Source organism: Acinetobacter sp. YH1901141 (assembly GCF_013416935.1).
Lineage (GTDB): Bacteria > Pseudomonadota > Gammaproteobacteria > Pseudomonadales > Moraxellaceae > Acinetobacter > Acinetobacter towneri.
Window position 1 is genome coordinate 81,894 of record NZ_VPEY01000005.1, and the last position, 19,816, is coordinate 101,709.

General features: G+C 40.8%; 20 protein-coding genes. 11 read left to right on the forward strand and 9 right to left on the reverse strand.

Annotation, left to right across the window (positions count from 1 at the left end):
* Positions 1-64: 64 nt before the first annotated feature.
* Both FTV52_RS04700 and sppA read right to left on the reverse strand, forming a co-directional pair.
* Entirely contained in the window at positions 65-883 is an 819-nt protein-coding gene (locus tag FTV52_RS04700) for an alpha/beta fold hydrolase (protein WP_004971819.1), read from the reverse strand.
* Positions 880-1,902 carry a signal peptide peptidase SppA gene (gene sppA / locus FTV52_RS04705; protein WP_004971820.1) on the reverse strand — a complete coding sequence of 341 codons (1,023 nt, stop codon included), beginning with the start codon at positions 1,900-1,902 and terminating at the stop codon, positions 880-882. The genes FTV52_RS04700 and sppA overlap by 4 nt, the downstream gene beginning before the upstream one ends.
* 127 nt (positions 1,903-2,029) lie before the next feature.
* Here sppA and FTV52_RS04710 point away from each other — a divergent pair, with 127 nt between their 5' ends.
* Positions 2,030-3,019 carry a lysophospholipid acyltransferase family protein gene (locus FTV52_RS04710; RefSeq protein ID WP_178865707.1) on the forward strand — a complete coding sequence of 330 codons (990 nt, stop codon included), beginning with the start codon at positions 2,030-2,032 and terminating at the stop codon, positions 3,017-3,019.
* Here the strand turns inward: FTV52_RS04710 and FTV52_RS04715 are convergent.
* The 4 genes from FTV52_RS04715 to FTV52_RS04725 form a co-directional block, all read right to left on the reverse strand.
* Positions 2,976-5,321: a DNA internalization-related competence protein ComEC/Rec2 gene (locus FTV52_RS04715; protein ID WP_228153769.1), complete on the reverse strand. Its 2,346-nt coding sequence runs from the start codon at positions 5,319-5,321 to the stop codon at positions 2,976-2,978. The genes FTV52_RS04710 and FTV52_RS04715 overlap by 44 nt on opposite strands.
* Positions 5,314-5,448 (reverse strand): hypothetical protein, encoded by a 135-nt coding sequence (locus tag FTV52_RS14690; protein ID WP_257221668.1) that lies wholly within the window; start codon positions 5,446-5,448, stop codon positions 5,314-5,316. The genes FTV52_RS04715 and FTV52_RS14690 overlap by 8 nt, the downstream gene beginning before the upstream one ends.
* Positions 5,449-5,544: 96 nt before the next feature.
* Positions 5,545-6,228: a lipoprotein-releasing ABC transporter ATP-binding protein LolD gene (lolD, locus tag FTV52_RS04720; RefSeq protein WP_167845882.1), complete on the reverse strand. Its 684-nt coding sequence runs from the start codon at positions 6,226-6,228 to the stop codon at positions 5,545-5,547.
* Complete coding sequence (locus tag FTV52_RS04725) at positions 6,221-7,456, reverse strand: lipoprotein-releasing ABC transporter permease subunit (RefSeq protein WP_004971828.1); 1,236 nt, start codon at positions 7,454-7,456, stop codon at positions 6,221-6,223. Before FTV52_RS04725 ends, lolD begins: the two co-directional genes overlap by 8 nt.
* A gap of 25 nt (positions 7,457-7,481) precedes the next feature.
* On the opposite strand from FTV52_RS04725, the gene FTV52_RS04730 reads away from it, so the two are divergent.
* The gene (locus FTV52_RS04730) at positions 7,482-8,045 is read left to right on the forward strand and encodes a PilZ domain-containing protein (protein WP_004971830.1); all 564 of its coding nucleotides are present in this window, start codon (positions 7,482-7,484) and stop codon (positions 8,043-8,045) included.
* Positions 8,046-8,121: 76 nt separating this feature from the next.
* On the opposite strand, the gene FTV52_RS04735 is transcribed toward FTV52_RS04730, so the two are convergent.
* A complete protein-coding gene (locus tag FTV52_RS04735) occupies positions 8,122-9,033 on the reverse strand; it encodes a DMT family transporter (protein WP_104853213.1) in 912 nt (303 codons plus the stop codon).
* A gap of 12 nt (positions 9,034-9,045) precedes the next feature.
* Positions 9,046-9,513, reverse strand: a complete 468-nt coding sequence (locus tag FTV52_RS04740; protein ID WP_004971836.1) for a YaiI/YqxD family protein — start codon at positions 9,511-9,513, stop codon at positions 9,046-9,048.
* A gap of 239 nt (positions 9,514-9,752) precedes the next feature.
* On the opposite strand from FTV52_RS04740, the gene FTV52_RS04745 reads away from it, so the two are divergent.
* Both FTV52_RS04745 and FTV52_RS04750 read left to right on the forward strand, forming a co-directional pair.
* Positions 9,753-10,685 (forward strand): hypothetical protein, encoded by a 933-nt coding sequence (locus FTV52_RS04745; RefSeq protein WP_019837949.1) that lies wholly within the window; start codon positions 9,753-9,755, stop codon positions 10,683-10,685.
* A gap of 489 nt (positions 10,686-11,174) precedes the next feature.
* Positions 11,175-11,315, forward strand: a complete 141-nt coding sequence (locus FTV52_RS04750; RefSeq protein WP_004971840.1) for a hypothetical protein — start codon at positions 11,175-11,177, stop codon at positions 11,313-11,315.
* A gap of 96 nt (positions 11,316-11,411) precedes the next feature.
* Here FTV52_RS04750 and serC read toward each other — a convergent pair whose 3' ends face one another.
* Positions 11,412-12,491, reverse strand: coding sequence for a 3-phosphoserine/phosphohydroxythreonine transaminase (serC, locus tag FTV52_RS04755; protein WP_004971842.1), 1,080 nt, complete (start codon positions 12,489-12,491; stop codon positions 11,412-11,414).
* Positions 12,492-12,746: 255 nt separating this feature from the next.
* Here serC and FTV52_RS04760 point away from each other — a divergent pair, with 255 nt between their 5' ends.
* The 7 genes from FTV52_RS04760 to FTV52_RS04790 all read left to right on the forward strand — a co-directional run bounded on the left by FTV52_RS04760 (position 12,747) and on the right by FTV52_RS04790 (position 19,811).
* A complete protein-coding gene (locus FTV52_RS04760) occupies positions 12,747-13,190 on the forward strand; it encodes a hypothetical protein (protein ID WP_179990109.1) in 444 nt (147 codons plus the stop codon).
* Between the two features lie 255 nt (positions 13,191-13,445).
* Positions 13,446-13,760, forward strand: coding sequence for a hypothetical protein (locus tag FTV52_RS04765; protein ID WP_035310653.1), 315 nt, complete (start codon positions 13,446-13,448; stop codon positions 13,758-13,760).
* Positions 13,750-14,563, forward strand: a protein-coding gene (locus FTV52_RS04770; RefSeq protein ID WP_099046173.1) for an IS5 family transposase whose coding sequence is annotated in 2 segments (ribosomal slippage) — positions 13,750-14,136 and positions 14,138-14,563 — 813 coding nt in all. Because the reading frame shifts where the segments join, the coding sequence is not laid out codon by codon here. Before FTV52_RS04765 ends, FTV52_RS04770 begins: the two co-directional genes overlap by 11 nt.
* Positions 14,564-14,960: 397 nt before the next feature.
* Positions 14,961-16,442, forward strand: coding sequence for a TolC family protein (locus FTV52_RS04775; RefSeq protein WP_004971852.1), 1,482 nt, complete (start codon positions 14,961-14,963; stop codon positions 16,440-16,442).
* Between the two features lie 11 nt (positions 16,443-16,453).
* Positions 16,454-17,584 (forward strand): HlyD family secretion protein, encoded by a 1,131-nt coding sequence (locus FTV52_RS04780; RefSeq protein ID WP_179990111.1) that lies wholly within the window; start codon positions 16,454-16,456, stop codon positions 17,582-17,584.
* Positions 17,584-18,714, forward strand: coding sequence for an ABC transporter permease (locus FTV52_RS04785; RefSeq protein ID WP_004971855.1), 1,131 nt, complete (start codon positions 17,584-17,586; stop codon positions 18,712-18,714). Before FTV52_RS04780 ends, FTV52_RS04785 begins: the two co-directional genes overlap by 1 nt.
* Positions 18,711-19,811, forward strand: coding sequence for an ABC transporter permease (locus tag FTV52_RS04790; RefSeq protein WP_179990113.1), 1,101 nt, complete (start codon positions 18,711-18,713; stop codon positions 19,809-19,811). The genes FTV52_RS04785 and FTV52_RS04790 overlap by 4 nt, the downstream gene beginning before the upstream one ends.
* Positions 19,812-19,816: the final 5 nt, after the last annotated feature.

Genomic DNA, 19,816 nt, shown 5'->3' on the forward strand with positions numbered 1-19,816 from the left:
ATATATACGAAAAAACGCCTGTTGATCAGGCGTTTTTTATGGTTCGTATTTGGTTCAGACTGAATTAAACAGAAGCAGCTTTACTCTGCTGTGCTTGAATCAAATCTTTAATCAACTGCACCGTCGCTTCAGGTTTTTCTAAAGGGAACATATGTCCACCTTCAACCACCTGATAAGCAATGTTGAATTTCTTGGCGGTAATTTGTGGGAAACCTGCTTTTAAGAACGGCCCTTTTTTTGCAATCACCAATTCTGTCGGCACTTGCAGTTTTGCTTGCGGTAACCACCACAGTGATGGATTGGTTCTAAAAATATTGACCTCGTCCATTTTTGGAATGGTCAATTGTACCCCGCCTCGTACATGGTCATCAGTCAAAGCATGCTCGATATAAGCCTGAAAACAGTCGGCATCAAAATCTTGATAAAAACCTTTCGGACGCAATAAGTCTGCTGCTTGCTCACGACTTTCCCAATGATCACGACGGCGCAAAGACAAAGATGCAGGCGACAGTTGATCTACTGCTTTAAGCTTAAACATTTTGGCAAAATGTAAAAACACCGATGCTTTACCCATAATTAAAGGTGGATCAAGCATGATCACTTGTTCAAATAATTCAGGGCGTTGTAAAGAGGCTTGAAACGACAACACTGCACCTAAAGAATGCCCCAACGCAATCACTTTACGTCCCTGAGCTTGACGTACAACACTGTCAATCACTTGTTGGGTTAAGCTTTGCCAATGATTATCAATCGGATAACGCTTATCTGGCCCCAACAAAGGGACGTAAATCACATCGTAATCATCTTTAAGTAAATCAAACAGTTTTTGATAAACCTTCGATGGCACGCCATTGGCATGCGCAAAATGAATCAGTGGTTTCATTGTAATTTCGCGTTTTGCTCAGTCTGAATATGTTGAGATAAAGAAGTGGCAAAGCCCTCTCCCACTGCTGCACCCATACGACCCAACACAGAGTCTAAAGGACTATGTTCAATGGTATAGTTCACTGTTTTATCTAGGTTTAAATCACGCTTCAGGCTATTTAAACTGCCAATCTTATCGGCAATGCCTAAAGTCACGGCTTGCTCACCTGTCCAGAACAGACCTGAGAAAATCGCAGGATCTTGTGATTTCAGTTTCGCGCCGCGTCCATCTTTCACTGCTTGAATAAAGTGGCCATGCACATTATCTAATACGGCTTGCACATGTTTTTTCTGTTCAGGATCAACAGGTTGTGTCATCGACAATAAGGCTTTATTTTCACCTGAGGTCATAGTACGATCTTCCACACCCATCTTCTGCATTAAACCGCTCAGGCCGTAATTTGGCATAATTACGCCAATTGAACCCACCAAACTTGATGGATTGACAATAATTTCATCTGCAGCGGAAGCAATGTAATACGCACCTGAAGCGCCAGTATCGCCAATCACGGCATAGAGTTTTTTCCCTTGATGCTGTTTTTTCAGATATTGAATTTCTTGCCAGATTTCATCTGACTGCACAGGTGAACCACCCGGAGAATTAATATTTAGCACCACCGCCTGACTGTTGCTGTTTTCATAGGCTTTTTTCAGTGACTTGATGGTATCATTGCTGTTCACACTTTGCTTATCAGATGCAATTGTGCCAACAATATCCACCACCGCGATATGTGGACTCGCTGCCGATGGATTCGTGGTCGTGGTACTGCACCCTTTGCCCATTATCACCAACAGTAAAAATATATAAGCAAAAGTTAAAAACTTAAAGAAAATCCCCCAACGACGTGCACGACGTTGTTCTTCAACTGAAGCTAAAACAGCTTTTTCTAATAGTTTCCACTCATTGCCTGTGGGCTGCTGTGCTTGTGGAGATATTTGTTGTGATTCATTTTGTGGTTTTGGTGGCCAATCGGACATGAAACAATCCAAAAAATAGTAAATTTGCTCCATTATATACACGGAATTGGCAAAAACTGTCTAAAGCCTGTATTTTCTCCTATAATATTTTACATCTTTATCCTTTCTATCAATTGATGCTGTCGTTATGACCGAACCTGCACCGACAACGGCTTTATCGCGCCTGCTTGATTTTGTCAGTCGACAACCTTTAACAGTTGCGCGTTTTTTTGCAAAATCTTTGGCTTTTTTGGTCAATACACTGCGTTTGAGTAAAACCTCTCAAACCATTCAACTCAATCTACAAATTGCGCTTCCTGAGCTGAACTCACAACAACGCGAACAGATTATCCAGCAAGCAATTCGTAACGAACTGACCTCTTATTTTGAGTTTTTTCATATTTGGGGATCAAGCAATCAAAAAAATATTCAAAGAATCCATCAGGTACATGGTTTAGAACTATTACAAGATGCACTGGCTGCACAAAAGGGTTTGGTCTTAATTGTGCCGCATTTTGGCACTTGGGAAATTATGAATGCGTGGATCGCTCAATATACGCAAATGACCATCATGTATAAACCTGTCAAAAACCCTGCGGCAGATGATTTTGTGCGCCAAGCACGTAGCCGTGAACAGGCACATTTAGTCCCAACAGATGAATCTGGGGTACGTCAAATTTTTAAAGCACTCAAACAAGGCGGAACCACTGTCATTTTGCCAGACCATACCCCAAATATAGGTGGTGAGATGATTCCTTTTTTTGGTATTCCGTTGGAATCGAGTAATTTAAGCGCCAAATTGATTCAGAAAACTAAAGCAAAAGCTTTGTTCTTATATGCGTTAAGAAATGCAGATCAAGGCTTTGATATGTATATCGAAGCGATAGATGAGCACATTTATCAGTGTGATGCCAATGCAGGGACAGCTATTATTCACCGTGCAATTGAAGATTTGATCCGTCGTTATCCTACACATTATCACTGGAGTTATAAACGCTATAAAGCCCATCCAGATTTACGCGGGGTCTATCATAAACCTGTGCAAGAAGCCTTGGCAGATGTGCAGGCTGTACGTGCCCAGACACAGAACCAAACTAACGCTGCAACCACAATTTCTGCTGCCGATACGGCTGTATAAGCATACGCTGTTGTGCATCTACAGAAAAACGTACGCTGCCCTGTTGTATGGTGTTCATGAACGGAATATTGAGCGCAGCCAAGCGTTGCTGAACTAAAGAACTAGGATGTCCATAACGATTATCAAAACCTGCAGATGCCACGGCCAATTTGGGTTTAAAATGTGCTAAAAAATCATAGGCAGAACTGTGCTTACTCCCATGATGACCCAAAATTAACACATCTACTTTTAAATCAGGATATTCCTGCAACAATTGATATTCAGTTGCCCAACCTGCATCGCCCATCACTAAAAAATGCTGATATGGCTGTGCGGATGGCACTGAAATATACAACACACATGACAACTCATTTTGTTGCTGTGCGGCATAGGGTAATTGACTCGGTTTAGGAGATAAAACTTGTATCTGTACCTGATGTGGTAAAGACCACTGTTGCCCTTGCTGACACAAATTAAACTTGCTATTTACTGCCACATCTACGGTCTGATTGGCAAAGACATGCTGAATATTGACTTCATTTTGCAAATGAGGAAATGCACCACTATGGTCTTGGTCTAAATGACTTAAAACCACCAAGTCCAGTTGTTTAATACCATGCACCGCTAAAAATGGACGTAAAATTTGCTGTCCAATACTAAACTTACTTTCATCATAAGAACCGCCCACATCAATCATCATGTTGTAATGACCTGAACGTAAAAATAAAGCTTGTCCCTGCCCCACATCCAGTACGGTCAATTCAAATGGTTGTCGTTGGCTATCGACTATAATCAGTGGAACAAAACATAAGATTGCCCAAGTTTTAGGCAATACCGATTGTGGTAAAAATAGCAGAAATAAGCCTAAACATAGACAGACATACACCGCTGCAGACATCGACAAAGTATGTAACCGTGGTACAAAAACGGTTTCCATCCCCCGAAAAATCAAGCGCAACAAAGCCATAGCTAGATCATTCAATTGAAACAGTATTGACGCCAAGGGTTCAAAAATAAAAAAGCAAATTCCTGCCAAAACATCTAAAGGCACGATCAGCATACCAATCAATGGAATTGCGATGATATTAATAAGCGGTGCAATCCACGCCACTTGTTTAAAAAACACAATCACCAAAGGAAATAAGGCAATAAAAATTTTCCATTGCGACTCGATTAGAATTTTGCTGGCATGTTTCAGTTGCTGCCAACGATTCAGCTCTATACGTGGTTGCGCACTCAAGCTCTGATAAATACGCAGTAGAATAAAACAGGCCCCGTAAGACAGCCAAAAAGCAGCAGACAGTACACTTAAAGGATCAAACCATAATAATAAGGCAGCACTATAAATCAGCAAGGCAAAGCCTTGAAGCTTCTGCTTCAGCACTAACATTACTGTCACTAGACTGCACATCAGCAAGGTTCTTAATGCAGGAATTTCAAAACCGACAAAGGCGGTGTACAGCAATACACAACTTAAAAATGGCAACATGAGCAAGTATTGTTTAGGCATCCACAAATACCAATGCGGACGGTAATACCTAATCAGCTGACGTAATGCCCAACATAGCATGCCTGCAAAAATCAGCACATGTGGCCCTGAAATAGCCAATAAGTGGCTAATTCCAAAACGCTGAAACTGTGCTTCAGTTTCTGCATCTAATAGGCTTTTATCTCCTGTGAGTAATGCAAGAATTAAACCTTGATGATGCAAAGGTTGCTGCTGAATAAACAGTCGAATTTGATAACGCTGCTGTTCAATCCATAATCGAAATTTTGCCCATAGCGTCTGTTGGGCACGCCAATGTTGTGTAAACCCCATGGCATAAATTTGTTCAGCCGAGATAGGCTGAATCTGCTCAACCCGAAAACCACTCATAATATTTTGCTGTAAATACCACCGCTCTACATCAAATGCACCTGCTGTGGCATAACTATGCGCAGGGCGAATTTTTCCACTTAATTTGTAATAGTGTCCAAGTTCTAAATTTTGCTCTTGATCTACCTGAGTTTGTGCTAAAGTTGCTAACCATGTCACTGTTTGAGGATGTCGGTTTAACACCTCAACCCTTTGTGAAATGCTGTTGTCATTTAGCTGATTTAACTGTCTGACATAAACCACGACTTCAGCAAATTCAGGTTGTAGTTCACGCCATTGCAAACGCTGCTGCATCTGCGTATCCGCATAGATCAAACCGAAAACAAGACTCAAAACACCTGCCACTCCTACATTCAAACATTTCCAATAGATTGAAGATAAGCGAGCTTGCAACAAGTATTGCACAACGATACTGCATAAAATCAGTAAAACCATTGCACTAGGCATGGAAGTCAATGAATGTATTGGAAAAGAAGAAGAACGTATTCCGACACAGGCGATCCCAATCACCCAAGCCAGACCAATCAATTGCAGCATGAATATTAAACTTATTATTTTTATTGGCATGCATCATAAAGCCCACCGAAGTGGGCTTCAACAAAACAATCTTATTCCAGCAATTACTGTTTTAAACGCAATCGCTTTTGAGTGGCTTTACGAACTATGCCCCTTAAGCATCTACCCAAACACCATCTTGCATGTGCAAAATGGTATCGGCAGATTTTGCCAACTCTTCATCATGAGTCACAATCAACATCGCCATATTAAACTCTCTGCGTAATTCACGCAGCAATTCAAAAATTTTAACTGCAGTTTTGCGGTCTAAATTTCCAGTGGGTTCATCGGCAAGCATGAGTGCGGGTTTTGTTACTAATGCACGTGCCAACGCAACACGCTGACGCTCCCCTCCAGAAAGCTCACCCGGTTTGTGGGTTAAACGATGCGATAAACCGACTCGCTCAAGCAGATACTCTGCCTGTGCCTTCACCTCTTTGTAATTTGTGCCTGCACGTAACATTAACGGCATTGCCACATTTTCAAGCGCACTAAACTCAGGCAATAAATGGTGAAACTGATAAACAAAACCGAGGTATCGATTACGCAAATAGCCGCGTTCAGCTTCGCCTAAATTGTCAAAACGCTGGCCATGTAAAAATACTTCGCCTGTGCTTGGACGGTCTAAACCACCCAACACATGCAATAAGGTACTTTTGCCCGAACCACTCGCTCCGACAATCGACACAAACTGCCCTTGCTGAACTTGTAAATCTAGACCACGAATCACTTCAACAGTGGTTTTGCCATCGGTAAAGTGTTTAGAAACTTGCTTGGCTTCCAGAACAATCTTACTCATAACGCAATGCCTCTGCTGGTTGAATTTTCGCGGCACGTAACGCAGGGTAAATCGTCGCCAAGAAACTTAAAATTAACGACAAGCTCACAATCACCACCACATCTTGCCATCTTAAATATGAAGGTAAGTAGTTGATAAAGTAAGCATCAAATAAATTTAGCCCTAATACATTATTCAACCATGCAATAAAACCACTGATACTAGACGCGAAAATAATCCCCAAGATTGCACCTGAAACCGTACCAATAACCCCAATGACCGTACCTTGCACCATAAAAATTTTGGTAATCGTGCTTGGTGATGCACCCAAAGTTCTTAAAATCGCAATATCCGATTTTTTATCGGTCACAACCATCACCAAAGAAGACACGATATTAAATGCAGCCACCAAAACAATTAGGAATAACAATAGGCTCACCATCGCCTTTTCCATTTGAATGGCGCTAAACAAGTTACCGTGAGTATAAGTCCAGTCCGAAGCGTAAAAGTTGGCAGGTAGCTCTTGCACAATATCTCGAGATACTTGTGGTGCAGCAAAAATATCATCCAGTTTTAAGCGTACACCTTGCGCACCATCGGGTAAACGCAGCAAAGTCGAAGCATCATTCAGGGCGATATATCCCATCATCGAATCGACTTCTGCACCAATACTAAAAATACCGACCACTTTGAAGCGTTTAAAACGCGGTACAACGCCTGCAGGTGATGGCGTCGCTTCAGGTAAAACCAAGGTAATGCTGTCGTTTAAACCCAAACCCAAGGCATCGGTCATTTGTTTGCCCAAAACAATACCGAACTCACCCTTTTGCAGATTATCGATACTACCTGCAACCATGTGGTTTTGAATGATGGATACTTTCTTTTCGTATTCGGGTTCAATTCCCGTGACCATAATGCCCGACACTTGCCCTTGTGCGGTCAACATGCCTTGCAATTGCGTGAATGGTGCAGCACCAACAACATGCTTATGTTGCTCAACTTTCGTTGCAAGTTCTGGCCAATTTGTTAAAATTTGTGTTGATGAAACAGTGGCTTGAGGTATCATGCCCAAGACACGATTTTTTAATTCGCGATCAAAACCATTCATCACCGAAAGTACGGTAATGAGGACGGCAACACCCAAAGTTAGACCGATCATCGAAACTAAGGCAATAAAAGAAATAAAGTGGTTACTGCGCCGAGCGCGCGTATATCTCAACCCTATATATAGCGAGATTGGTTTAAACATACCATCAAGTCCGAGGTAATACATTATGGAAAATTTACAGCATCAAAGCGTCGCGTCTGAACGTCGTGTCATGTCACGAATTGATGCTGCCCTGAGAATCAATTACCAGATCATTTCTGACGATGTTGCGCTGAACGACCCTTACGATGCTAATTTTGTTTTACCGCGTTATTTTCTACTACTCGCAGAATTAGATCAATTTGATCATGCATTAAACTACGAATTAGAACAATTAACTGAAAAAGATCAACAAATTGCTCGAATCTTATCCTTATTCAACCAAAAATTAAACCTTATTACAGGGTCTTTATACGATGCAATTGTACAAAGCATGTTACCTATCCCTGAACAGGTCAATTTTTCAGAAAGTGGTTTCAGTTTTTATAGTGAACGTGAATTAAACACGGGCAGTTATATTCATGTCACGCTCAGCCATCCTGAAAACTTTTTCCATATAGCCGCAACCGCGCAAGTGGTTTACAGCCGTGAAGAAGAAAATGGACAATATCGTACTGGGGCGTATTTTATTACTCTACACCCTCAAGATCGCGTCAAACTTGCAGAAGCCGTTGCTTTAAAACAAGCATAATCTAAGAAATAAAATAAATCATTTCTGCATGTTCGCGTATATAAAATCACGTGGATAACGCCATCTTTGCATATCGTTAGGATGGTGTTTTGATTTTCTGAGCCAATGCCCGACTTGCTTTAAGATCACGATAAAAATACAGCACTAAGCCTGACAATAAAACCAAAGCGCCCACAAATACCATGACCGATAAAGCTTCTTGATTGAGTAAAGCACCAATCAACAAAGCAATCATTGGCGTCATGACGGTGGTTAAAGATAAGGTGGTCGCCTGAATATTCTGCACCAATTTAAAATAACAGAACATTGCAATCAAAGAAGCCATGATCACGGTATAAAGTAAAGCTGCGATAGATTTAAGACTCGGCAAACTAGTCGGTACATATTGCCAAATAAACGGCACAATACATAAAGCCGCAATGGTTGATACCAAAATCGAGCCAGTTGCCTGTGCTACAGGTTCAACTTGCGCATTAACTTTTTTCACCCAGAAAATAGACATGGTGTAGGTCAATACACTAAACAGCATTAAAACAATACCCAGAGGATGCACATGCTGTGTTTCGCCGCCAAAGCAGATGATGCCAAGCCCTAAAATGGACACTGTCATTCCGATCCATTGAATACGTGCCAAATGCAACTGAAACACAAAACGACCAATCAAACCTGCTATGATGGGGGTCAGACCAAACATCAGGGCGATAATGCCTGAGCTTAAATAAGCGGTGGCAATGTAGGTGAAAATTTGTGAACCGATCAGACTAAACGAACCTGCCAAATAACTATGCCACGCTTGTAGATGATGTGGAAATTTCACTTTTAACAGCAGCAATAAAATAATAGCTAAGGGCAAAGCAATGAAAAAACGTAGCACCAAAGCCCAAAGCATGTGTAAATCTGACACACTCCAGACAATTGCCAAAGGCGTTGTTGCCCAAATGAAAACCAATAAGGCATAGGTCATCATAATATTGGTTTTAGAAGGCATGCGTGACTCGTATTAAGCAGTTTTACGTTTTTGCTTTTGGATGGTTTGATCTAGACTACTTGAAAACTCACGTTTATCACGTTCTGAAATAGGTGCTGGCCCACCTGTTTGTACGCCTGCACCACGCAAAGTATCCATAAAATCACGCAAATGCAGACGCGCTTTCACATTGGCAACAGTATAAATTTCACCACGTGGATGAATCGCTATTCCGCCCTTTTCAATCACTTGTGCCGCTAGTGGAATATCCTGCGTGATCACAATGTCGTGTTCCTTCATGCGATCTACAATTTCCTGATCGGCGGCATCGGCACCATGCATCACTTGAATAGAGTTAATCCGTACCGAAGGCGTAATCCCGACCGATTGATTGGCAACAAAAGTGACTTCAAGTTGGTAACGATCTGAAGCACGTAAAATGACTTCTCTTAGAATTTTAGGTAATGCATCTGCATCAACCCAAAGTTTAAATGGCAGCACTGTGCAACCCTGATAATAATATGCGACTAGTGTATCAAACTCATTACATTGCAGTATGTTTAAAATGCTCAGAATTGCATGCTAAAGTGTAGATGGATGTGATTTTGTTTCTGCTGCATCGCTGTCCACAATCTGTACAAATGCAGTGGCATTACATGAAATTTCAGCCAAAGACTTGAAAAATCGAAATAACCCTCGATCTAAGAGTAAAGAAAAGAACCCAACATCTCAAAGTGCTTATGAACAATCAAAATAGACCAGAAATCATCCGCATTGAAGATCAGAACTTCGGCAGCCATGTTGAACATTGGAATTTACTCACGGATGAACCCTGCACCGAAGTTCCAAAATGGTTAGGACTGGCTCTAGATGCACCAATTATGCCAATGGGTTTATGCCGCCAAGAAGCAGAAATGGATCAAAGCACATGGCTGATTCAAGGCCCAAGCAAAGAGGCAATTCAATTGACACAAGTGATTGCGGTTGAAAATAACAAACCACAAGCTGTAAAAACGGCTTTCCCTTGCTTTGAAAGTCCTTACAAAGTTGAAGCTAAAATTGAACGTATCATTAGCTGCAAATCTAACACTCAAGCGGTGCTTCGACTCAATTTAGGCAACAACAGTATTGTCTATGCTTTTGACAGTTTATACAGCGTCAACCATCAACAATACCAAAAAGATCAAACCTACTGGGTGCATTTAAACGCATGGGCGTATGAACTTGAAGCTGTTGCTGAAGGCGAACAATTGGTGGTCGATGATCCTGCGTCAATTAAACACCATCGTGCGCTGAATGATATTTTAGCAGCCAATGATGGTGTTGCACCTGCCAATCTGCAAGAACAAATTGACGCATGGCAACCTAAGTCCGAAGATGACAAAGCACCTGTAACGGTGGATTTTTCTAAAATGGTCGCATATTTATATGGCGAAAATATCGGTCAGGAAGATGAAGCTTGGTTTCAGGGCAATGTTGTTGGTAAAACCAGTTTTGAATTCATGAATCAAGCCTATACTGTTTATGATGTCACTCTAATTCATGATGAAAATCAGCCTGCGATTTTAATTCGTCTTGCAACTAAAAATCCTGCGCACCAAAACTTTGAAATTGGACAATACATTCGTGGCAATATTTGGATTCAAGCCAATATTCACAATATAAAACAGTAGTTTATTAAAAATAAACCTCAAAGTAGCTGTCTAAATAATAAATTCATATTCATCATCCCCCCATCCTCGCCTTCTCCTCAGGGAGAAGGAACTTTCAATACTTATTTCACTGATGGCTTATAATCAATTTCTGATTGTTAAAAGCGTGCTATTGATAGTATGAATATATTGATGCTTATTTAAGCATTTTAAATTCAAAAAAACGCAGTTATCCACAGCTTTAAATTTATTATAAATTCAAAATCAGCCATATTTTAAATCGAATATGTGGATAAGTTATTTTAAAACCCAAACATCTGCACCAAGCACCGTAGATAATCTGAAAGCCTTGAGTGGTGCGGATTTTAAAAATCAACACAGAATTAATTCATTATTGGCAGATATTATATTTAAAATAAAATTAGTACTTTATTTAATCAATTTTTTATGCTAAAAATATAGCCGTATTTAAATATTTAACGATAAATAGATCATCGGAAAATAATATCTATGAAAATCGTGCAAGAAGAAAACTTACAGCATGTAGAACATCAACTTGAGCAACGCTATCAGCTCGACCCAATGTCTTGCCTATTTTTTGCATTAGGCATGCTGCTCTCCGCCTACGGCTTACACTATTTTGTGTTCTGAGTTTCACTCATCAACAAGCCTCTATGACTTTTCACCTATTTCTATAAAAAAAAACCCAGCTAATTCAGCTGGGTTTTTGCTTTTTACTACTATCAATTAACCGTGACGTTTTGCAAAGTCATCCATAAAGTTAACCAAAGCTTGTACGCCATCTAATGGCACTGCATTATAAATACTTGCGCGCATACCACCTACAGAACGGTGACCTGCCAAGTTCAACAAACGGTTTTCTTCAGCTTCTTGCAAGAATTGTTTTTCCAGTGCGGCATCAGCCAAAGTAAACGGAACGTTCATAATTGAACGGTTTGCGCTATAAATTGGATTCGCGTAGAAATCGCTTGAATCGATATAACCGTATAATAATTTCGCTTTTTCTAGGTTAGCTTGATGAATCGCATCTACACCACCGTTTTGCAATAACCACTCAAACACTAAACCAGACAAATACCATGCATAAGTTGCAGGTGTATTCACCATGGAATCATTTTTTGCCTGTGCTGAATATTTCAAAATGCTTGGAATTTCAGGCTTGGCTTGATCAAGCAAATCTTCACGTACAATCACAATGGTTAAACCTGCTGGGCCAATATTTTTTTGCGCACCTGCATAAATCAGACCAAATTTAGATACATCTAAAGGTGCAGATAAAATGCTTGATGAGAAATCACATACCAACGGTTTGTCTGTTTCTGGAATATTGGCAAACTGCAAACCACCAATTGTTTCGTTATCTGCATAATGCACATAGGCAGCATCGGCAGATAAGTTCCATTGGCTTTGTTCGCTAATGGCATGCTTACCTTCAATCTGAATACCCGCTTCAACGACATGAATATCGCCATAGCGCTGCGCTTCTTTTAAGGCTTTTTCAGACCAAATACCCGTGTGGATATAATCTGCCTTGTTGTTTTTACCCAACAAATTCAATGGAATCGCAGAGAATTGTAGCGATGCACCACCCTGCAAGAACAATACTTTGTAGTTCTCAGGAATATTCATGAGTTTGCGCAGGTCTGCTTCCGCTTTTTCAGCCATGGCAACATAGTCGGCACTACGGTGGCTCATTTCCATGATCGAAAGACCTTTGCCATGCCAGTCAAGCATTTCAGCTTGAGCTTTTTCAAGTACGGCAGTCGGTAATGCTGCAGGACCAGCACAGAAGTTGTACGCGCGCATGATTTTTCCTTTCAGAGTGAAACACAATAAAATGATGGCATTTAACCATATCTGGCAGGGTCTTGCACAAAATTATTTCAATCTATGAGCCAAGATAGAGTCAAAAAATCAATGTAGATTCGAGGGATAAATTTACTAAATCAAAAAAAGAGGTTGAAATGTGTGCGACAATATCTGTCGCAAATTGATCAAAAAAACCACCCACTACTCCTAATTAAATGATATTTTAAATAAATATTAAAGGGGAAATAAACAATGACAACATTCTTCAATCACTTTAAGGTAGATAAAAATTTACTTGAAGTTGACTTCTTTGACCCTAATCTGGAAACAGATACTCGCTTATACATTGATAGTTATTATTTAACTCGTTGTGAGAACATACATTCCAAGTCTGCTCTGACTACTCAGCAAAATTTTATGAAATGTTTAATGGAAGCTCTTAAAGAAAAAGATGAAATTAAAGCAAGAAAATTATGCTCCCATTTTCCTGAGCCCAAATATACTGGCATTGGTGCAACTAAAGAAGGAGTAAATGGCAAAGGATCACACGATATTAAAGTTGAATATATACTCACATGCTTAAAGTCTTCTCAGGCAGCTCAGACAGGCTTATTAGAAGATCTTGAAGAATTAATATTAGTTGTAGATGGTATAGATCCGGACACTATTTCAGATATAACGACTAGGGTCTGTTGACATTTCATAAATGGCTTGCGCTGTAGGCTAAAACTGAGCAGATCAGGCATGAAACGCAAGGAATAGCGAGATTATTGCTAAGTTTCATAACACAATCTGAGAAAGTTTTAGCCACAGCCTTTCAGGGCGAGCATATTTTTTGCTGCTATTGCGTTATGTGCCAGTCATTTAAAATGACTAAATTTCCTGTCCCATGCCTTATAGCAGCTAAAAAACCTTGCGAGATATATCTCTCATGCCGCAAACATAGACGAATTGTCAACAAACCCTAATATTTGCTTTAAACATTTTGCAGAATATACATTAGAACAATGTGAAAAATTAGGTATAGAAACGACTGAAACAAAAGAGGCTATTCATTTCTTTTGTGCAATCGATAACGAATGGAAAAAATCAAAATTTTCACTTCCTCACGCTCCTTGGGGGCCTAATAAAGTTGTTGGACCTGTAATTTTGTTACCTCAAAATATCTTGGAATCTATGATTAGCTATAAAACTAATTATTTTTTCACTAATATTAGACCTCTTGCGAAAGTAAAAAATTGTTTATACTCATCTCATGAAATATGAAAATTTAACAAGATTTAATGATGAAGAATTTAAACGACTTGTTGGAGTTCCTCGTCCATTATTCTTAAAAATGGTATCAGTGTTACAACATGCTGAACTTGCCAAGAAAAAATCTGGAAGACCTCATTCGTTGTGTTTAGAGGATCAATTGTTGTTAACTTTAAATTACTTACGCTGTTATAGAACTCAAATTGAGTTATCCGCCGACTATAACCTAGCTGAAAGTAATGTGAATCGTACGATTCAGAAAGTTGAAAATGCTCTGATTCAATCACGGATTTTCGCATTGCCGAAAAGGAATCAAAAGTTTAATGAGGGGGATTATGTAATCGTTGATGTTACTGAGTCACAGATTGAGCGTCCCAAAAAAACAAAGAAAATTCTATAGTGGTAAAAAGAAGAAACATACGCTAAAAACACAGGTCATTTTTAACCCCCAATTAAAGCAAATTGTAAGTATACAGATTGAAGATGGCAGAAAACACGATCTGAACATTGAGCGTAAGCATTTGAAGGAGATGATTATTTATCCTTATATCATGGCAGATTTAGCCTATAAAGGATTTCATCAGATTAAGAGTAAGTTACTCATTCCAATCAAGAAACCTAACAATTTATCATTACCCCAAATAGCAAAACAGATCAACCAAGAAATCAGTCGGCGTAGGATCACAATTGAACATATCAACGGCAAACTTAAACATTTTCGGATATTAACAGAACGCTATAGAAATAGACGGAAACGATTTGGTCTAAGAATGAATTTAATTGCTGGAATGGTGAATTGGATGCTCTTAAATTAACTTTCGCAAGAGATCTATTGCCACCCCTTTATTTAAAGAAGAAGTTTTACGTAGAGATGCTTCAGCAAGCTTTATTTATTCTTTAAAATCTGGCGAGAAAAGAGTGAATGTAAAAAAATGCGAGAGCAACATCCTGAATTTCGAGGGGGGAAAAAGCAATATGGATGAATTAATCGCAAAAAATCCAAGACTTTTAAAAGAATATAGAGAAAAAGTAGCTAAAAAACGCTATTTAAAAAGAAAAGGTAAAAAAAGAAGATTAGAGGACGCATAAGCGTGCTTTTTATAGACAAATGTACAAGAAACAATACTATAACTTTACACTAGTTCTATCTGCGAACCTTTGATTTATACTAGCGGGATAACATTACCGGCTTTATATCAGTTTAGCGACTTTATGAACTTAAAGAAAAATAAAAGACAGCTTGTCTGGGGTTTAAATCTGCTTGCATCTATGATGTATGGCAGCTTTGCTCATGCACAGAGCATCAGCTTTCAGGATGCTGAACGTCAGTTGTTGCAAAATTCTTATAGCAGCCAAGCCTATCAAAGTCTGGAACAGGCTTCAAAACTTGAAGCTGAAGCAGTAAAAGGCGTAGGTCTGCCACGTGTCGACCTGAATGTTCGTGCCTATGCCTTTCACAGTGAAGTCGATATTCCATTAAAGCAATTTAAAAATAATCTGGAGAATTCACTCTCTCAAGGCGTGAATGGCCGGCTTAATGAGTGGGAGGCCAGTAATGGCGTGGATCTACCTGCAGGTATTACCGATCCACTGCGTGATGGACTTAACAATACTATTCATAGCGGAGTTGGTCTGATTCCGGATACGTCTAATGTCATCCTTGAAGATCAGGTGATTCGCCCCACTGTTTCCGTGATTATGCCAATATATACTGGAGGCCTCACCCGTAGTGCCAAAGAAATTGCCAATATTCAGGTCGGTCGTAGTCAGCTCAGCAACAAACAGCAGCAAGATACGCAGCGTTTTGAACTGATTCAAAGTTATTTTAATGTGCAGCTCCAAAAGCAATTGCATGCAGCTGCGCTGTTTAATCTGAATGCCATGCAGCAGCATTATCGCAATGCCTTAAAAATGGAACAGCAAGGTTTTATCAGTAAAGGCCAGCGTATGCAATTTGAAGTGGCACGTAATAATGCCGAGCGCAGCCAGCAAAATACGCAGGCCAATTTGAATGCTGCGCTGTTCCAGCTGAATAATCTGCTTCAGGAAAGTAGCATCACTGAGCTTTCGACGCCTTTATTTGTCAATAAAACCGAGCCACAGGCCTTAAATCATCTGCTAAAAACTTTTAGTCAGAACTCTGCGCTGATTCAAAAAATGCAGCTGGATACCCAATTGGCCCAAGCCAATGTGAAAGCCCAGCAAGCAGCGAAAAAACCAAATGTATTTGCTTTTGGCGAATATAGTCTGGATCAAAATGAAAACTGGATTGTCGGGGTTGCCGCACGCTATAACCTGTTTTCCGGGATCGATAAAAACAAGAATATTCAGGCTGCCGAACTCAAACGCTCTGCAACAGAACTGCTTACTGCACGCACCCAGCAGGAAATTGAAAATCTGATTTATAAATCTTATAGCGAAGCACTTAGTGCACAGCAAAGTGATGTACTTCTGGCACAAAACTTGAAAGCCGCACAGGAAAATTTACGCATCCAAGAATTGTCTTTTAAAGAAGATACGGGCACCGCCACACAGGTCATCGATGCACAAAATATGCTGAGCGGACTACGAGCTGAAACTGCCTTGAATGCTTACAAATATGTGATGTCACTGGCCACACTATTACAAAGCCATGGCTCGATTGCAGAATTTCCAACCTACATTCAACATGCCAACACCCACTATATTCGCTAATGGAGCCGAACATGAACGAAGATCAAAAACCCAATGATCCTGTGAATGAAGTGGCTTCATCCAGCGATACAGAAAAATCGCCTGCGCAACAGGTAGAAACAAAAACTGAAATAGAAAACAACGCGACGACTTCGACCGAGCAACAACAAGCTCCTGAAATCGCTAAAAAGAAAAAATATTTATTGCTCGCCCTGATTCCAGTTCTGCTGGCAGTCATCGCTTTTGGATTGTGGAAAAGCTACCAACCGGCTCCGCTTGAATTGCAGGGTCGTGTAGAAGCTGAAACAGTTCAGGTGGCGACCAAAGTGCCAAGCCGTATTGAAGAAATCTATGTAGAAGAAGGTCAGCGGGTCAAAAAAGGCGATGTACTGGTGCGCTTAAACAGCCCGGAAATTCAGGCCAAAAAACAGCAAGCCGCAGCGGCTTTACAATCTGCGCTGGCCTTACAATCGACTGCTGAACGTGGCTCGCAAGAAGAAAATATCGCCAGCCTGTATGCCAACTGGCAATCGCTGAAAGCACAGCAAAATTTAGCCAAAGTTTCTTATGAGCGTGGTGCAAATTTATTTAAGGAAGGTGTGATTTCACGCCAGCGCCGTGATGAATTGTATGCAGCCAGTCAATCAGCGGCACAAATGACAGAAGCAGCGTATCAGCAATACGCACGTGCCAAACGTGGCAGCACCTCGCAGCAAAAGAGTTCTGCCGATGCACAAGTAGATATTGCCCAGGCTGCGCTGGATGAAGCCAATGCATTAGAGGCAGAAACCCAATTAGTAGCACCTGTAAACGGAACGGTGTCTAAAACCTATGGCAAAGTCTCGGAGCTGGTAGCCACCGCAGTCCCTGTGGTCAGCCTGATTGAAGATCAAATGTGGGTGAGCCTGAATATTCGTGAAGACCAATATGCCCCATTTCAGAAAATGAGCAGTATTGAAGGTTATATTCCCGCCCTAGATAAAACCGCCACTTTTCAAATTAGACAGATCAGTGCTGAAGGTGAATTTGCCACCATTAAGACCACACGTCAAACCGGCGGTTATGATGTGCGCAGTTTTAAGCTGCATCTTGTACCCACACCAGCGATTTCTGAACTGAAAGTCGGGATGAGCGTGTTATTTAAACTGAAAGAGACCCGATAATGTGGACGGGTATATGGCGCGAACTGCGCTATCTGCTCAGCGAAAAATGGGATCTGTGTCTGGTCACGCTGGCACCTGCACTGGTGATTATTTTATTCAGCAGCATGTTTGCTCAAGGGAAATCGGATCATTTACCGATTGCGATTATTGATCAAGACCAGAGTGCGCTGAGTCAAAGCATTTATCAACATGTGGCGCTGAATCATACTCTTAAAATTGCTACGGTGTCGGAACAAACAGCTGAAATTGAGCGCCTGTTAAATCAAAATAAAATTTGGGGTTATATCCATATTCCAAGCGGTGCCGAGCAACGTCTGGTTCGTGCCCAGGATGCTGACATCAGTATTGCTTTTAACCAGAGTTATTTCAGTATTGGAAATACCATTTCCTCGGCCATGCTGGTCAGTACCCTACAAGCACTCGCTGAATTTAGCGGACAGCAATATCTGGGCAACCGACTCCCCTCTCTCGAAGCACCGTCACCGCATATTAAAATATCTCCGCTGTATAATCCGCAGCTGAATTATGAATTCTATCTGGAACCCTATGTCATTCCGGCAATTCTGCATTTACTGCTGTGTTGTTGTGTGGCATTTTCCGTCGGTCAGGAACTGAAGCGGCAGACCTTAACAAGCTGGATTAGCAACTCATCCATCTGGATGGCATTGCTGTCTAAGAACCTGATCTATGTGGCTATTTTTAGTCTATGGACCTGGATCTGGATGTTCTGGCTGATTGAAATTCGCGGCTGGTTTGTTGCCGGCTCGCTCGCTCTGATTCTATCGGCACAATTTCTGCTATATAGCGCTTATGCATTTTTAAGCAGTGCAGTGGTTCTGGCAACCAAAGATTTAAGTAAATCTTTTGGCATCATTGCGGTCTATGGTGGTTCATCTTTAAGTTTTGCCGGTGTGACTTTACCTTTAAATAATGCGCCCCTATTCACCCAGTTCTGGTCCAATATTATTCCGTTTACGCCCTATGCCAAATTACAAACTGAACAATGGGTGATTGGTAGTCCATTGCATATTTCACTGCAAGCTGGATTCATGCTGCTGATCTATGCCCTAGTTTACGCTCTGCTGGCTTATCTGTTTCTTAAAAAAATAGTTAAAGGAGCAGTCCAATGAAATCCCTCTGGTTTTACTATCTGCAAAGCTTTAAGGATATTGTCAGTCACGGCACGATCTTTACCACGCTTATTCTATCCGTCTTGTTTTACAGCTTTTTTTATCCAACCGCTTATCAGGCACAGCAGGCTGAAGCCTTACCGATTATTATTGTCGATGAAGAACAAAGTAACTTAAGCACCCGTATTATTGGTCAAGTGGCACAAAGCCCCAATGTGGAGATTGAGGCGATTACCGGCAATTTTTCCGAGGCCAAACAATGGGTTGAATCACAAAAAGCCGATGGTATTTTACTTCTGCCGGACAATTTATCGCAAAGCTTAAGGCATGGTGAAACAGGTGGCATTGGCCTGTATTTAAGTACAGCCAACTTTTTAGTAACCAAACAAATTGGTCTGGGCTTAGCCACATCAGTTGAGCAAACTTTGGCAGATTATACTGAACGCTTTGGCAAGGTCTCGGATTTTTCACCTGCCCTTTCTGTGCATCAAATTCCTTTATTTAATCCGCTGTCCGGCTATGGCAGCTATGTCTTTCCTGCGGTTGCACCTTTAATTATCCACCAAACCATTCTTTTGGGTTTGAGTATGCTGATTTTGGTATATCGGGAAAGAAAAATAGAATTAAACACAAATGCATTGATTGGGATGTGTTTAGCGGTCTTCACCATTGGTTGTCTGGGATGTTTCTATTTATTCGGCTTTAGCTTCTGGCTATTTGATTATCCGCGCGGTGGCAACCTGCTCGGGATGCTGCTGGCTGTTGCGGTTTTTATCTACACGATAATTGGCATGACCTTCTTATTTGCTAGTTTTCTGGATCTGCCGGAACGTGCGGGGCATGTCATTGTATTCACTTCTATTCCACTGTTCTTTTTATCTGGTGCGGCCTGGCCGCATGCTGCCATGCCCACCTGGATGCAAGTCGTTGGCGAAATCCTGCCCTCTACCCAAATTGTGCAGATGTTTATTCAACTCAATCAGATGGGTGTGCCTACAACACTGATCTTGCCTAAATTGCTCTATCTTGGAATGATCGGTAGCTTGTGCTTTTTTTTGGCTTATCGACGTTTAATTTCTGGTCATCAAAGCAGATAGAGCAT

What these genes read in the sequence shown, in the direction of transcription:
- FTV52_RS04700 (WP_004971819.1), bottom strand. Translation starts at nt 883, where the DNA reads ATGAAACCACTGATTCATTTTGCGCATGCCAATGGCGTGCCATCGAAG.
- sppA (WP_004971820.1), bottom strand. Translation starts at nt 1,902, where the DNA reads ATGTCCGATTGGCCACCAAAACCACAAAATGAATCACAACAAATATCT.
- FTV52_RS04710 (WP_178865707.1), top strand. Translation starts at nt 2,030, where the DNA reads ATGACCGAACCTGCACCGACAACGGCTTTATCGCGCCTGCTTGATTTT.
- FTV52_RS04715 (WP_228153769.1), bottom strand. Translation starts at nt 5,321, where the DNA reads ATGCCTAGTGCAATGGTTTTACTGATTTTATGCAGTATCGTTGTGCAA.
- FTV52_RS14690 (WP_257221668.1), bottom strand. Translation starts at nt 5,448, where the DNA reads ATGATGCATGCCAATAAAAATAATAAGTTTAATATTCATGCTGCAATT.
- lolD (WP_167845882.1), bottom strand. Translation starts at nt 6,228, where the DNA reads ATGAGTAAGATTGTTCTGGAAGCCAAGCAAGTTTCTAAACACTTTACC.
- FTV52_RS04725 (WP_004971828.1), bottom strand. Translation starts at nt 7,456, where the DNA reads ATGTTTAAACCAATCTCGCTATATATAGGGTTGAGATATACGCGCGCT.
- FTV52_RS04730 (WP_004971830.1), top strand. Translation starts at nt 7,482, where the DNA reads ATGGAAAATTTACAGCATCAAAGCGTCGCGTCTGAACGTCGTGTCATG.
- FTV52_RS04735 (WP_104853213.1), bottom strand. Translation starts at nt 9,033, where the DNA reads ATGCCTTCTAAAACCAATATTATGATGACCTATGCCTTATTGGTTTTC.
- FTV52_RS04745 (WP_019837949.1), top strand. Translation starts at nt 9,753, where the DNA reads ATGAACAATCAAAATAGACCAGAAATCATCCGCATTGAAGATCAGAAC.
- FTV52_RS04750 (WP_004971840.1), top strand. Translation starts at nt 11,175, where the DNA reads ATGAAAATCGTGCAAGAAGAAAACTTACAGCATGTAGAACATCAACTT.
- serC (WP_004971842.1), bottom strand. Translation starts at nt 12,491, where the DNA reads ATGCGCGCGTACAACTTCTGTGCTGGTCCTGCAGCATTACCGACTGCC.
- FTV52_RS04760 (WP_179990109.1), top strand. Translation starts at nt 12,747, where the DNA reads ATGACAACATTCTTCAATCACTTTAAGGTAGATAAAAATTTACTTGAA.
- FTV52_RS04775 (WP_004971852.1), top strand. Translation starts at nt 14,961, where the DNA reads ATGAACTTAAAGAAAAATAAAAGACAGCTTGTCTGGGGTTTAAATCTG.
- FTV52_RS04780 (WP_179990111.1), top strand. Translation starts at nt 16,454, where the DNA reads ATGAACGAAGATCAAAAACCCAATGATCCTGTGAATGAAGTGGCTTCA.
- FTV52_RS04785 (WP_004971855.1), top strand. Translation starts at nt 17,584, where the DNA reads ATGTGGACGGGTATATGGCGCGAACTGCGCTATCTGCTCAGCGAAAAA.
- FTV52_RS04790 (WP_179990113.1), top strand. Translation starts at nt 18,711, where the DNA reads ATGAAATCCCTCTGGTTTTACTATCTGCAAAGCTTTAAGGATATTGTC.